The organism is Parvularculales bacterium (genome assembly GCA_036881865.1).
In the GTDB taxonomy this organism is placed as follows: domain Bacteria; phylum Pseudomonadota; class Alphaproteobacteria; order JAPOUT01; family JBAJNM01; genus JBAJNM01.
Genome location: JBAJNM010000058.1, coordinates 1 through 13,881, shown reverse-complemented (window position 1 = coordinate 13,881; position 13,881 = coordinate 1). Strand labels below are relative to the sequence as shown.

General features: G+C 50.7%; 16 protein-coding genes. 12 read left to right on the top strand and 4 right to left on the bottom strand.

From position 1 onward, the window contains the following. From trpS to V6Z81_09775, 4 genes are all read left to right on the top strand, one after another. Positions 1–877 (top strand): tryptophan--tRNA ligase (gene trpS, locus V6Z81_09790; protein ID MEG9862756.1); only part of this gene is annotated, 877 nt, incomplete at its 5' end. A 47-nt stretch (positions 878–924) separates the two neighbouring features. After that, the gene (locus tag V6Z81_09785) at positions 925–1,407 is read left to right on the top strand and encodes a universal stress protein (GenBank protein ID MEG9862755.1); all 483 of its coding nucleotides are present in this window, start codon (positions 925–927) and stop codon (positions 1,405–1,407) included. Between the two features lie 40 nt (positions 1,408–1,447). Then, entirely contained in the window at positions 1,448–3,139 is a 1,692-nt protein-coding gene (locus V6Z81_09780; protein ID MEG9862754.1) for an acyl-CoA dehydrogenase family protein, read from the top strand. A gap of 18 nt (positions 3,140–3,157) precedes the next feature. Then, a complete protein-coding gene (locus tag V6Z81_09775; GenBank protein MEG9862753.1) occupies positions 3,158–3,349 on the top strand; it encodes a twin transmembrane helix small protein in 192 nt (63 codons plus the stop codon). A gap of 127 nt (positions 3,350–3,476) precedes the next feature. On the opposite strand, the gene V6Z81_09770 is transcribed toward V6Z81_09775, so the two are convergent. Continuing rightward, positions 3,477–3,887: a group III truncated hemoglobin gene (locus V6Z81_09770; GenBank protein MEG9862752.1), complete on the bottom strand. Its 411-nt coding sequence runs from the start codon at positions 3,885–3,887 to the stop codon at positions 3,477–3,479. A gap of 255 nt (positions 3,888–4,142) precedes the next feature. After that, the gene (locus tag V6Z81_09765) at positions 4,143–5,273 is read right to left on the bottom strand and encodes a Fic family protein (GenBank protein ID MEG9862751.1); all 1,131 of its coding nucleotides are present in this window, start codon (positions 5,271–5,273) and stop codon (positions 4,143–4,145) included. Positions 5,274–5,678: 405 nt separating this feature from the next. On the opposite strand from V6Z81_09765, the gene V6Z81_09760 reads away from it, so the two are divergent. The 8 genes from V6Z81_09760 (at position 5,679) to V6Z81_09725 (ending at position 12,534) form a co-directional block, all read left to right on the top strand. Beyond that, a complete protein-coding gene (locus tag V6Z81_09760; GenBank protein MEG9862750.1) occupies positions 5,679–6,464 on the top strand; it encodes a type IV toxin-antitoxin system AbiEi family antitoxin in 786 nt (261 codons plus the stop codon). Continuing rightward, a complete protein-coding gene (locus V6Z81_09755) occupies positions 6,461–7,345 on the top strand; it encodes a nucleotidyl transferase AbiEii/AbiGii toxin family protein (protein ID MEG9862749.1) in 885 nt (294 codons plus the stop codon). The genes V6Z81_09760 and V6Z81_09755 overlap by 4 nt, the downstream gene beginning before the upstream one ends. Before the next feature lie 434 nt (positions 7,346–7,779). Beyond that, positions 7,780–8,856 (top strand): ankyrin repeat domain-containing protein, encoded by a 1,077-nt coding sequence (locus V6Z81_09750; GenBank protein MEG9862748.1) that lies wholly within the window; start codon positions 7,780–7,782, stop codon positions 8,854–8,856. A 335-nt stretch (positions 8,857–9,191) separates the two neighbouring features. Beyond that, positions 9,192–9,929 carry a methyltransferase domain-containing protein gene (locus V6Z81_09745; protein MEG9862747.1) on the top strand — a complete coding sequence of 246 codons (738 nt, stop codon included), beginning with the start codon at positions 9,192–9,194 and terminating at the stop codon, positions 9,927–9,929. 92 nt (positions 9,930–10,021) lie between these two features. Then, entirely contained in the window at positions 10,022–10,918 is an 897-nt protein-coding gene (locus V6Z81_09740) for a haloalkane dehalogenase (protein ID MEG9862746.1), read from the top strand. A gap of 15 nt (positions 10,919–10,933) precedes the next feature. Beyond that, a complete protein-coding gene (locus V6Z81_09735) occupies positions 10,934–11,518 on the top strand; it encodes a cob(I)yrinic acid a,c-diamide adenosyltransferase (GenBank protein MEG9862745.1) in 585 nt (194 codons plus the stop codon). A 185-nt stretch (positions 11,519–11,703) separates the two neighbouring features. Then, positions 11,704–12,105 (top strand): hypothetical protein, encoded by a 402-nt coding sequence (locus tag V6Z81_09730; protein ID MEG9862744.1) that lies wholly within the window; start codon positions 11,704–11,706, stop codon positions 12,103–12,105. A 264-nt stretch (positions 12,106–12,369) separates the two neighbouring features. Further along, on the top strand, positions 12,370–12,534 hold the full coding sequence (locus V6Z81_09725; protein MEG9862743.1) for a hypothetical protein: 165 nt from the start codon (positions 12,370–12,372) through the stop codon (positions 12,532–12,534). A gap of 156 nt (positions 12,535–12,690) precedes the next feature. On the opposite strand, the gene V6Z81_09720 is transcribed toward V6Z81_09725, so the two are convergent. Both V6Z81_09720 and V6Z81_09715 read right to left on the bottom strand, forming a co-directional pair. Next, the gene (locus V6Z81_09720; protein ID MEG9862742.1) at positions 12,691–13,146 is read right to left on the bottom strand and encodes a hypothetical protein; all 456 of its coding nucleotides are present in this window, start codon (positions 13,144–13,146) and stop codon (positions 12,691–12,693) included. A gap of 80 nt (positions 13,147–13,226) precedes the next feature. Continuing rightward, positions 13,227–13,881, bottom strand: a 655-nt coding sequence (locus V6Z81_09715; GenBank protein MEG9862741.1) for a 1-acyl-sn-glycerol-3-phosphate acyltransferase, incomplete at its 5' end; no start/stop codon positions are given.

Here is a 13,881-nt window from a genome sequence, read left to right as displayed (position 1 = left end):
TATGCATGCCATTACGACCTATCAGGACCCTGAATTGCTGGCGCAAAACACGAGGGAGGTCACGGCGGCATATCTGGCGGCGGGCATTGACCCCGTCCGGCAGATTATCTTCAACCAGAGCCGGGTAGCGGCTCACGCCGAACTGGCGTGGATCCTGAATTGCGTTGCCCGCATCGGCTGGATGAACCGCCTGACCCAGTTCAAGGAAAAGGCAGGGTCTAACCGGGAGAATGCCTCGGTCGGCCTTTATACATATCCGGTGTTGATGGCGGCTGATATTCTGGCCTATCGCGCTACTCATGTGCCGGTCGGGGAAGACCAGAAGCAGCATCTGGAGTTATCGCGGGATATTGCTCAAAAGTTTAATAATGACTTTAACGCGGATGAATTCTTTCCTCTGCCGGAGCCGCTCATTATGGGGGCGGCCACCCGGGTGATGTCATTGCGCGACGGCACCAAAAAAATGTCTAAATCCGACACCTCTGCCATGTCCCGCATTACCCTGACCGATAGCGCCGATGATATTGCGCGAAAAATACGCAAGGCGAAAACCGACCCTGAGCCCTTGCCGGACAGCATCGACGGCCTTGAAACACGCCCGGAAGCGGCTAATCTTGTTAATATCTATGCCGCACTGGCAAACGAGACGGTAGAAGAGACCCTCACCCGCTTTGGAGGCGCAACCTTTGCTGTCTTCAAGGAAGATCTTGCAGAACGTGCCATCGAAGTGCTGGCTCCCATCAATGACACCATGACCCGCCTGATGGCCGATACGGGCCATATTGATGCCGTTCTTGAGGATGGCACTCAACGTGCTCAGGCCATTGCCGGACCTGTTTTGGAGCAGGTGCGAAAATATGTTGGTTTTCTGGGGTAATTACGGCCATCTTGTGCCCGGATGGCTTCTGATGGCAGCATAGTAAAATGAACGCAAAATCTGATACACAAGCACCGCGCAAGTTTCTGGTGGTGATAGATGGCACTCCGGAATCTCACGTGGCTCTTCGTTTTGCAGCGCGGCGGGCTTTGCATACCAATGGCATCGTATCGTTGTTGGTGGTGTTGGAACCGGAGGGATTTCAGCATTGGCTTGGTGTGCAGGATATTATGGAAGAAGAAGCCCGTGGCGAGGCGGAAGCTTTATTGCACCGTCACGCGGCAGACGTAAACGCCATCACGGGAGCCATGCCCGAACTGGTGGTGCGTGAAGGCCGCAAGACGGAAGAGGTACGTGCCCTGATTGAAGAGGACAATACCATTGCGGTTCTTGTGTTAGCGGTTGGAGAAGAAAATAAGGATAACCCGGGACCGCTGGTTTCCCTTCTGACACAAAGTGCGGCGTTTACTATTCCCGTAACTCTTGTGCCGGGTAATTTGACCGACGATCAGATTGACGCTCTTGCCTGATTTTGCCTTGACGAAGGCGGCAGTGTAGAGTGTGAAAATTATGCCTGTTCCTGTTTCCAGCCATGCGGATGACACGGCATCCTGTCTGCCGGATCTTCTTGACCATGCCGGACGCGGGGTTGAGGCGGCGGAGCGTTTGCTGTCGGCGGCACGGTCGGGAGCAAAAACGTTTGTAGGCGATGGGCCTGTCTCAGGTGATGTTCTTGACCGTGAGCAAATCGCCCTTCATGGCATGGCATGGTACGCTACGTATGGTGAAGCCTTGCGCCAGATGGTGGCATGGGGTCGCCGCCTTGAGGAGCAAAACCGCTTTGGCGTGACCGAAGCCCTTTTGTTGCAGGTTGCCTTCGGGGAATATCTGGCACAGATGGCCGGCGGCTTGCCGATGAATCAGGGCGAGATCGTCCGCCCTGCCGATATGGGCGTAAGTGACGACGCCCTTCATGAATTTCATACGCCAAGTGTCAGCCTGTTGATACGGGAAGGCGCTTCGGCCTCCGTGCGGTATGCGCTGGCAGCACGGTTTGGAGATGCATCACCCGCTTATCCCTTTGGTGATCCCGGCCTTGACGACACGCTGGATTCTATGGGGCGGGAGATGCGGCGTTTTACCGATGAGTCTATCGTGCCTCACGCTCACGGCTGGCATCTTGCCGATGAGTATATTCCCTATGAAGTCATTCGGCGCATGGCGGACCTGGGCGTGTTTGGCCTTACCATTCCCGAGGCCCATGGCGGACTGGGGCTGGGCAAGGAAAGCATGTGCGTGGTCTCGGAGGAATTATCCAGAGGCTGGATCGGAGTGGGCTCGCTGGGAACCCGCTCGGAAATTGCCGCCGAACTTATTCTTGGCAGTGGAACACCGGAACAACAGCAAAAGTTTTTGCCCGCCATTGCCTCCGGCGACATTCTGCCCACAGCCGTTTTTACCGAACCCGACACGGGTTCCGATCTGGCGGCCCTTACGACCCGGGCAACACGGGAAGGTGAGAATTATAAAGTCACCGGCAACAAGACATGGATAACCCATGCGGCCCGTGCCAATCTGATGACGCTTCTGGCCCGCACCGGCACAACGGAAGAGGGTTACCGGGGCCTTTCCATGTTTCTGGCAGAAAAGCCGCAAGGTAACGATAGTATCCCCTTCCCCGCGGAAGGCATGGAGGGCAGCGAGATCGGCGTTTTGGGCTACCGGGGCATGAAAGAGTTTGAAATCGCTTTTGACGGCTTTGAGGTGTCTGCTGACAATTTGCTGGGCGGTGTGGAAGGACAAGGCTTCAAACAACTCATGCGCACATTTGAAAGCGCCCGCATCCAGACGGCCGCCCGCGCCGTAGGGGTGGCGGTGTCGGCCCTTGAGAGCGCCGTGGATTACGCCGGGGAGCGGCATCAGTTCGGCAAACCCATTGCAACCTTTCCCCGGGTTGCCGGCAAGATTGCGCTGGGTGCGGCAGAAATTATGGCGGCACGCCAGATCGCCCTTTTTGCGGCCCGGGAAAAAGATAGCGGACGGCGGTGCGACCTTGAGGCCGGTATGGCCAAACTTCTGGCCGCACGGGTGGCGTGGAGTGCAGCGGACAATGCCGTCCAGATTCACGGCGGCAACGGGTTTGCGCTGGAATATCCCGTATCCCGCCTGTTATGCGATGCACGCATTCTCAATATTTTTGAGGGTGCCGCCGAGATTCAGGCCCATATTATTGCACGCCGCCTGCTGGACGGCACAAACTAGCGAAAGAAGCGCACCCTCATGACTTTTCTTTATGATGCCGCCATACCCATTGCCCTCCTCGTTGTATTAGGTGTTTTACTGGCAGGGTTATGGAACATGATGCGGTCAGGGTCTTCCAGTCGTTCTCAAAACCTGATGCGGTTGCGGGTTATCATGCAATTCGTGGCGGTTGTGCTGATTATGGCAGGGCTATATTTTCTCAATGAGTAGAAAAACTGTAAAAAATCATTTGAATCTGTCACCAAAATCATTAGTTTTTGTGACTAAATTGTCAGGTGCCTGTTTTATTGAGTTGCCCTGCCCTTCCCGCGATCCACGTAGAAGAAATTCATCACAACTATGGTGACTCTCTTGAAGTTTTTCTGTTGCTCTCAATTCCTATCAACAGTGACTTAGATATACGATGAGCCATTGAGGTGATGATGGAGCCCTTTTTACTGCCAATTGTGGCATACGCAGATTCCTCGAATAATTCTAACCAGATTGCAAAATGTCCGGGTTCAATTCCTGAGACATTTTGATGAACCAGGAATGGGTTTCCAGAGTAATCACTATCTAGCTTAAAAGTTTTTCTCCAAAACTGGGCAATCTTGGCCTCATGCTCACTCCAGGCCTGTGAATCGGTGCCAATAGTTTTATTGAAAATCGGGCTGAGATCGGGATTATTGCGCACCCTGGAATAGAAATTAGTGACAAGCCGATCAATATCGCCGCTGGTGATCACGTTTTCTGGCTGGTTGCCATTCATACTCAATTCTCCCACTCGAATTAGTTAACCTTACTTCCATACACGCTTCTATGGGGAGCGTATTCATGATTTATTTTCGGGGTCGTAGACTGGTTTGCCCCCATCAACAAGTCCGGTTTGAAAGTTGGTTTATGACCGGTCCGGGTTCAGTTTGGGCAACATCTTCACTGACATTCCGGATGGACCAATTAAATGGGGTGCAACTCACCCGTATCTTCGGGATGTGAGTGCGGCCTCTTAAGGAGTGTTGTGCGCTTACCGTCTGGTTTTGGTTTCTTCACGTTCCCAGTCGGGTAACCTATAACTGGTGCTTCGCCCGCCACCGGGATTTTGAACGAGGATTCCTCTATCTTTCAACTCCTTAATATCACGGAGTGCCGTATCATTTGAGCATTTGGCCATCTTAGCGTATTTGGAGGTGTTCATATGCCCTACAAAATTTTTCTCAAGCATGCGGTTAATAATGAGTTGCTGGCGCTCATTAACGGTTGACGGATCGATGGTGCCCCATAGTTCCCCTTTGGACAGAGCATTGCTAATTGTCTTTTCAGCATTGGCAATAGCCCGCTCTAGACAGTCCAGATACCATGACAGCCAACCCGTGAGATCCGAAGAGCCGAGGCGACCCTGCTTATCAAGATGACTGTAGTAATGCTGTGTTTCAGCCTCAATCTGGGATGATAGACTGAAATAACGTTTCGGTGTCCCATCTGCGCGAGCCAGTGCCATGTCACAAATGGCACGCCCAATCCGCCCGTTCCCGTCTTCAAAGGGGTGGATGGCTACAAACCAATAGTGAGCGATCCCAACCTTCAGAACCGGATCGATGTCAGGGTCGTTATCAAACCATTCAAGAAACTCCTGCATCTCCTCTTCCAGCCGGTTGGCGTCGGGAGCTACATAGTGAGTTCTTTCTTTACCATAGTCACCGGAAACAACCTGCATGGGTCCGTCTCGTTCTTTTCGCCAGTCACCTGTCCTAATCTTTTGCCCGTCGCTAGTCCCGTCTGGAAACAAGGTTGCATGCCAGTTACACAAGCGCTCTTTTGTTAGTGGTTCAGAAAAATTCTGCGTAGCATCCAGCATCATCTCGACAATGCCATCTTCGTCGCGGCCGGAGGAAACAAGCCCGCCAACATTTATGCCCAACCTGCGGGCAATAGAGGAGCGGACTTTTTGACGATTAAGGTTTACGCCTTCAATAGCAGATGATTTCACCACGTCATCGGTGAGCGTATTCAGGCTAACCTCTTCCAGATCAAAGCCAAGCCCTTCCATACGTCCAAGCAAAAGCCCCTGACGATAGCGTACATTAGCCAGCTTGGAAGCGAGGGCCTCTGAATCCCATTTGAAGTTCGTCCAGTTTTCCAGTTCATGAACCCACATATTATTCGCCGCTTATTCACCACATTATTCGCCGCATATTCGCCGCATAATTGGATTTATAAGGGCTGTTTGGCACATGGTCAAGGTTATTCACTGCATATTCACCGCAAAGCCTTAATCCCTATAGTGAGATTCCAGGGTCTTCTCTTCAAGACGGAAAATTGCAATTCAGGACGAGTTCATGACAGCATTAATTCAGGGTTTTATGCTGAGTTTTACTGGCAGGGTTATATTTTACCAGTTCGTAGAAATGACCTTCCCCCTTTGAATTGCTCCAAGGAAGGGTAGCACTGCCAGCCAGTCATAAACTATCCTTCAAACCGGACCGGTTGATAGGATGCTTGTCACTACCTCACAAAGTAATGATTTGCAAAACGCATCACAAGGGTGTATCAATGCCCTATTATGTCCTATGCCCAAGCATACATTGATGATCTGAACCGGTCCGGCCGATGGTACTTCACGACCGGGGAAGCGCGCGCGGCGCTTGGCGTCTCCGGAGACGGCATCCGCCATGCCCTTTATCGTCTGCAGAAAAAGAAACTGATCGCACATCCCGTGCGTGGCTTCAACGTCATCCTTAAAGAAAAGAGATACCGGAATATAGGCTGCCTGCCAGCCGGCATTTTCATCCCCGGCCTGATGGAGCACCTCGGCCTTGACTATTATATCGGCCTGCTCACCGCAGCCAAATATCACGGAGCCGCGCATCAGGCACCACAGGTCTTTCAGGTCATGGTCGAGAAGCCCCGCCGACCGATCCGCTGTGGCCGGGTTCGGGTCGAGTTTCATGTCCGCAAGAGGCTGGCCGATATACCCGTGCGCATGTTTGAGACCACCAGCAACGTCCACCGCACTTCAAGTGCCGAGGCAACCGCGCTTGACGTAGTCGGCTACCGGCTGGAGGTGGGCGGCCTCTACAATGTCGCCAACATCATCAAGGCGATGGGAGGCAAGATCGATCCGTATCTGCTCGTCGATGTTGCCGGTACGGCACCAGTCAGCTGGTCGCAGCGCCTCGGATATCTGATGGAGTTCCTCGGACACGCTGACCGTACCGGTCCACTTAAGGATTATGTCCGCGAACGCGCAAATTGCGTCGCACGGTTGCGTCCGGACCTGCCCCTGTTGCCTGACTATGCCGATGACTGGCAACTCAACATCAACGACGTTGTGGACCCGGACTTTTGATATCTCCAGAATATCTTGACGAATGGGCAGAGCATGTTCCTTGGGTGGATAATGACCAGATTGAAAAAGATCTGATTGTCTCAAAGGCTATGCTTGACATCTATTCGCAGCCGAAGCTGAGAGAGAATTATCCTATGCGCGGGGGCACGGCTTTTAACAAACTGCACCGGGCCACACCGGCCCGCTTCTCGGAAGATATAGACATGGTTCAACTCAAGGGGGAGAGAATAGGAGAAACCCTTGGTGTTATAAGGTCTGCGCTTGATCCCTGGCTGGGCGAGGCCGACTGGGACCGGGGCGAGCGGGGGCATAAACTTTTATATCATTACAAGACCACGGCAACGCCCGATGCTCCTTCTGAGGATGCCACACTCAAGGTCGAAATCAATACACGCGAACATGACAGCCTGTACGGTACCGTCACAAGGCCCTTCAGTTTGTCGTCACCGCTTGGCTCCGGTAAAGTGGAGATCCCCACCTATACGGTTGACGAACTCATGGGCACGAAATTGCGCGCGCTTTACCAACGCCGAAAGGGCCGCGATCTTTTTGATTTAGGGTTGGTTCTGGATGAAGGAACCGTCGACCCGGAGCGGTTGGTGAAGGCTTTTAATCATTATATGATTAATGAGGGTGGGCCGGTTGGCCGGGAACAATTCCACGCAAATTTTATTGATAAAATCAAACAGGAGGAGTTTGGAAAGGATATTACCAGAGTTGTTGATCCAAATATCACTTTCGAGATTGCTTCCCATGCAAGGAACGTGATCGGCGAACTGATTAACCGTCTGCCTCATGAACAAGAATTAAAAGAACAGCACAAACAATCACAATCTCCGGTCCAAGCGGACAAATCCTCTATAAGAGGATTTGCAGACTAAAAGCCGTGCTCCGGCTTTTAGTCCGCGCTGGACGCCGCAGACTCAAGCGTTAAGATCGCTTAGCATGGCCGCGACCGTATCCGTTTTTAGTAATGGTGAAAGCTGGAGGGAAAGCCCTGTTAACATCCATTGCCCTCCTCGTTGTATTAGGTGTTTTTACTGGCAGGGTTATGGAACATGATGCGGGCGGGGTCTTCCAGTCGTTCTCAAAACCTGATGCGGTTGCGGGTTATCATGCAGTTCGTAGCGGTTATACTGATTATGGCAGAGTTATATTTTACCAGTTCGTAGAAAAACTGTAAAAAATGCGCAGATTGTGACGAAAACAGGCGCATTACAAAGGCTTGTGAGCAATGCGCATAAAGGACGTTTTGTATATAAGACCCAAAAAGATGCCTTTGGTCGCTTAATAATAACTATATGAGATTAGAGATATGAAGAAGTTACTTATCGTCTGCGTTTGGGTGTGCTGTCTGGGCCTATTGCCCTCTATTCTTTATGCGCAAGAGGATAATGTATTGCTGGATAGGAGTTTTATGTTTAGTGCGTCGGCTGAAGATGTTGATGCTGCTATCAAAGCTGGTGCTAACATAGAGGACAGAGACAAAATTGGTTGGACACCGCTACATATAGCCATAAATTCATGTGGTCTCTGCGCCGGCTCAGAAATTGATAATTTTCTCAATATGGAAGGGCTGCAAAGTTGGGATGAAAAGGAAGAAGACAATCACCTGCGCGTGGCTTCAAAGGTGGCGGTTTTAGAAGTATTGCTGAAACACGAGGCTGATATAGAGGCACGTAGCAAGAATGGCTACACACCTTTGCATATTGCGTTACTGCACTTTACTCCATTGGAGATGGTGAAACTGCTACTTAATCATGGGGCCAACCCGGAAGCCCGCCACAGCACTAGTAGTTTTGATAGAACCGCTTTGCATATAGCAGTTGCCCACAGACGCAACCCGAAAGTCATAATGGCGCTTCTGGATAATGGTGCAGATATAGAGGCCAAGGATAATTTCTTAGGAGAGACCCCACTCTATCAAGCCGTAGCACCAGCAGTTGTAAGGGTATTGCTAGAAAGAGGGGCAGATATACATGCACGTGACGGGATTGGCCAAACACCTTTGCATAACGCCGCAGAGGAAAACTATGAAAAAGTCAAACTGTTACTGGAATATGGCGCAGACATAGAGGCACGTAATCTTGCCGGAAGAACGCCCCTGCATGTTGCGGCGAGAGTTTATAGTAGATCAAACAAAGAAGAGATAGAGGTACTCCTGAAACATGGAGCGAATGTAGATGTTCGGGATGTGCTTGGAAGATCACCCCTTCATGATGCCGTTAGATTCAGCAAATCTCCATCGTTGGTAGAGTTGTTGTTAGACCATGGAGGAGACCCGACAGCGCAGGACAAATGGGGGCGCACACCTTTTGACTATATACAGAATGAGAAGGTGTTTATTAACACCAAAGCCTACTGGCTACTCAACGAGGCTCAGTACCGTTAAAGGGAAAATCAACAATGAAAAAGAATAAAAACCCTAGATTAGGGTAAAACCATGGAGTTACCGGCCAACGGCCAAGGAGATGAACGAGGACGCTTCCATCCCCACCACGCCGGAGAAACTGGCCGTTGCCCAAGATTAGAGAATGAGTGGCCAAAGAGGCGTTTTTTCAGTAACAGCAAGGGAATATTCACTCTTTTGACGCTTTAATATATAAAAACTTAAAATCAATTTTTGCACCACCATTTGCTATTAAGAGAGCTCCTGTTCTTAACCGGATGCCGGGTGACTGAAAAAGTGCTTAATGTACCGGATAGCAACAATCAGGTAAGCGAAATATGGACGCAAAATATGACAAAATCGGTACAAATTATTCCGATTTCAGAAAGGCCGATAGTCGTATTGAAAAGACTATATGGAAAGCACTGGGAACTGCCGAAACGGTTTTAAATGTGGGTGCCGGCACAGGGTCTTATGAACCGCATGACCGGTGCGTTACCGCCATCGAACCTTCCGCAGAAATGATCTCCCAGCGCAAACCCGGCAAGACAAAAGTAATGCAGGGATATGCGGAGGACTTGCCCTTTGAAGATGATCAGTTTGACGCCTCAATGGCGGTCTTTACGGTGCATCACTGGTCTGATCCGGCTAAAGGTCTTGCTGAAATGCGCCGTGTTTCAAAGGGACCTGTGGTTTTATTGACATTTGACCCTTCGAAAGGCGCTTTTTGGTTTGACGATTACTTTCCGCAAAGAACACCTTCGAATTTTGATAAACACTTTCCATTCAGTGCATACGAAAAACTGATGGGCCCGGTTTCTATTGATGTTGTTCCTGTCCCTCATGACTGCGGTGACGGGTTCGTAGGAGCTTATTGGCGACGTCCTGAGGCCTATCTTGATCTTTCGGTGCGTAAAGCCATGTCATGTTTTTGGTCGATGGATGGCGTTGAGCCTTCACTTAAAAAACTTGATGAGGATTTGAAGTCCGGTGCATGGGAGAAGAAATATGGATATCTTCTGGGTTACGACACTCTTGATTTAGGTATTCGTTTAATAACGTCATGCAAGCAATGACCCCTCCTGCGGGAAAATCATTATTTTTACCTTTATTTTATTCCCTGATAAAGTCAGTATACAAACCCCAAAAAACACGGAGAGTTAAACTTATGAGTGATCAAAAAATTTCCTCTGCGGAACATCCGAAAAAGCATGTCTCCGTTCAGGGCAAACAGATGGCATACGTGGAAATAGGAGACGTTACATCTGATAAGACTGTCGTGTTTTTACACGGCAATCCTACGTCGTCCTATCTGTGGCGCAACATCATGCCCCATCTGTCAGATAGCGCGCGGTGTATTGCGCCCGATCTAATCGGCATGGGAGAGTCGGAAAAACTCTCGCCCTCCGGCCCGGACCGGTATCGTTTCGTAGAGCACCGCGAGTATCTTGACGGCATCCTTGAAGCGCTGAACCCGGGCGACAACATTACACTGGTCATTCATGACTGGGGATCGGCCCTTGGCTTTGACTGGGCACGGCGGCATCCGGACCGCGTAAAAGGCATTGCTTACATGGAGGCCATCGTGCGTCCTCTTAGCTGGGATGAGTGGAGCGAGGCAGCCCGCGATATATTCAAGGCGTTTCGCTCTCCGGCGGGAGAGGAGATGATTTTGAAAAACAATATCTTTGTTGAGAGAGTCCTGAACGGCTCTGTTTTGCGCGATCTGACGGAAGAAGAAATGACCGTCTACCGGCGGCCGTTTTCTGAAGAAGGGGAAAGCCGCCGCCCCACCCTGACATGGCCCCGCCAGATCCCACTGGAGGGGGAGCCGGAAGATGTCGTCGCCATTGTTGAGGATTACGCCAAATTCATGGCCGAAACGGATATGCCAAAATTGTTTATCAACGCCGAGCCGGGTGCCATTTTGACAGGCGTACAACGGGATTTTTGCCGCTCGTGGAAAAACCAGACGGAAGTCACCGTTAAGGGCATACATTTTGTTCAGGAAGATAGTCCTAACGAAATCGGTGAAGCAATCGCAAACTGGCAGAAGAGTATTTAGCGTTAGCGTTGCATCGTGGTAACCCTCAATAAAATTTACACCAAAACCGGAGATAAAGGTGACACGGCTCTGGGAGATGGCCAACGTCGTCCCAAGCATGATAGGCGGGTCGAGGCTTATGGAGCGGTAGATGAAGCCAACAGTGCCATCGGCATGGTACGGCTCCATACGGCCAACGATGAGACGCTGGATAGTCTGCTGGCCCGCATCCAGAATGATCTGTTTGATTTGGGCGCTGATTTATGCCGCCCCGCCCCGCCGGACAATGACGGTGAAAGTACAGACAAAGCCCTGCGCATCACCCCCGTTCAGGTCACACGTCTGGAAGAGGAAATTGACCGGCTCAATGCCGACCTTAATCCCCTGCGCTCTTTCGTGTTGCCGGGGGGAACCCCCGCCGCCGCCCATTTTCATCTGGCCCGCGCCCTGACACGTCGGGCCGAGCGGCGCATAACCGCCCTTGCAACTCACGAACCCGTAGGCGAGCCTGCCGTGGCCTACATTAACCGTCTGTCGGATTTGCTATTTGTCGCCGCCCGTCATGCCAATAATAAAGGGGCCGATGATGTTCTCTGGACACCGGGCGCAAACAGTACGTAAAATTTGGGGGCTTATATACTTTAGTACCCTAAACAGCATAAAAACCCGTACTATCTGTATAAAATCACTCGAGTCTGTCACCAAACGCTCCGATAGTCACTAAATCTGTCACCAACACCCTCATTCTTCAAGCCTTCTGCTTATTTCATCAGGATTACAACAGGGAATCTACACTGGAGACGGTGATGCCAAATTTTGTCACAAGACCTAAACACGTATTTGATGCTATCAGGACGTTCAACGAATCCCTGCATAGATACTCCGAGCTTGTAGGACTGCTCAATAGATTTCGTGTCTTCTACGTCCTTGAAGAGAGTGGTAAGCCGTTCTTCGGACCTTCAAAATTTGTCGGTTATGATGGCTTGACTCCGGAAGAATATCTCCGCGTGCACAGAAGTCTTCTTGATGGTAGGGACACTGAAAACCACCTTAACAAAAAGAAATGGTTCAAAGAGGTGTACTTCGGAACTCCTGATTATCACGCATTGCATGAGCAACTCACAGTCTGGATGCAAAGTTTTGATAAGATCCCCTGGGGTGGGAAGGTCAAACTGAAGGTTCCCCGTCCTCAGTTCCGGAACCTTTAAATTGGGGAACTATAGCCTTGTGTACGCAAACGGCATAAAAAACCGGAAAAGACCGGACAGGGCCCCCCTCTCACGTAATCGTTACAGATAGTTGATTTGTCCGGAAGAGGGTATGATGGGATTATTGACGGGTCAGACCGGTAAGAGAAAACAGGTGCTCCCGCGTTTTCTCCGGTCTGACGGGGTATCCGGCCGGTGGCCGGTACGCCCGGAAATAGCTAGCGCTTGATATATCAGGAAACTGTAGAAGAGAGGAACAAACTCATGAATACGCTAACAACACTTTCAATCGCCCTTTTTATGGCCTTCGCTTTTGGCGGACTCGTCGCTTTTACATCTACTGACGCACATGCAGGTGAAGATTATGAACCATGGTGGTGCGATGGGGCTGAATATCATTGGGGCACTAGCTCTCCACTTTGCAATTAAAGTTTTAGCAGGAAACTAACGGCAGGTCAGTTTGCGGCCTGCGGTCAGGCGCTTACGCGATGCTGATCTGCCGTTTTTCTGTTCCGTTATCCATTGTAGATGTTCTCCGGATACCGGGCGCAAACGGTACGTAAAGGAATAAAGCTAATCGGATATCTATTTTTCGGTAACGCCAAAAGTGTCCAGACGCCATTTTCCATCATGGTCATTCTTGGTGAAATAAAAGCTCCCCTTTATATTGTATTTATCATATTCCCAGACAGTGCAGGGCCACTCATCAACAGTAGCATCGTCCCGCATCTTCTCATCTGACGATCCCTCACCGGAAATCCATACCCCTACAATCAGGGGTGTGCCGCCCGGGCCCCGCGCCGCGCTACTATCACTCTCCTGCCTGCATGTTTTAACCGAAACGCTTTGTGGCGGGCCAAACAGTTCGGAAACTTCAGCTTGTGACATGCCCTGCTGAACAGCAAGCTTGCCTTTATCCATGGCGCTGACAGCCGGTTTCTCCGGCACCTGATAGGGTTTGATAAGATGCGCCGGAGACCGCTCCCGGGCACAGCCTGCCAGTGCCATACTGATGGCACAGATAGTGAGTAGTTTTTTCATTGTTAATATCCTTTTCATTCAAACCCTGATGTTTATGAAAGTATATAAATCCCCTTCAAAACGCGAGTCACCAAACGGGCTCATGTATTCCGCCCTTTCCCATACGCCTTATCAAAATCCCAGCCATAGCTGAGATCATCAAGGGGAGGCGTTGCCAGAGAATACGTACAACGGCGGAGATATTCCATCAGCAGTTTCGGGTTCTGTTCGCGTTTTTCAATCTCTTCGCGCTCAACCGGTTTGCCGATCACAAGATCAACACCCCCTTTATAGCTCTTTGCCAACTCACGAAGCAGCAAACCGACACGTACAAGATCATTAACGCGTGCCATCAGCTGAAACAGGCGGCTGTTCTGACCGGCAAAATAAATAGGCACGACCGTTGCCCTGGAGCGCATGACAAGCCGCCCCGTATAGACCCCCCACTGCCTGTCTATGGCGTCTCCGAAAGGTTTTAACGACGTAGCAACCTGACCGCTGGGAAAAATGCCGATAGCCCCTCCATCATTAAGATAGTCCAGCGCCTCACGCCTCACGGAAAGATTTTTGCGCACCGTCTCGGCATCTTCATCAAACATGACCGGCAGAATATAGGCACCCACATCTTCCGTGTGCTGAAAGACCCCATGAGCAAAAATCTTGAAATCCTTGCCGCGCCGCAGAGATAAAAGATAGCCCATGATAAGCCCGTCCAGTACTCCGAACGGATGATTGGCGATACAGACAAGCGGCCCT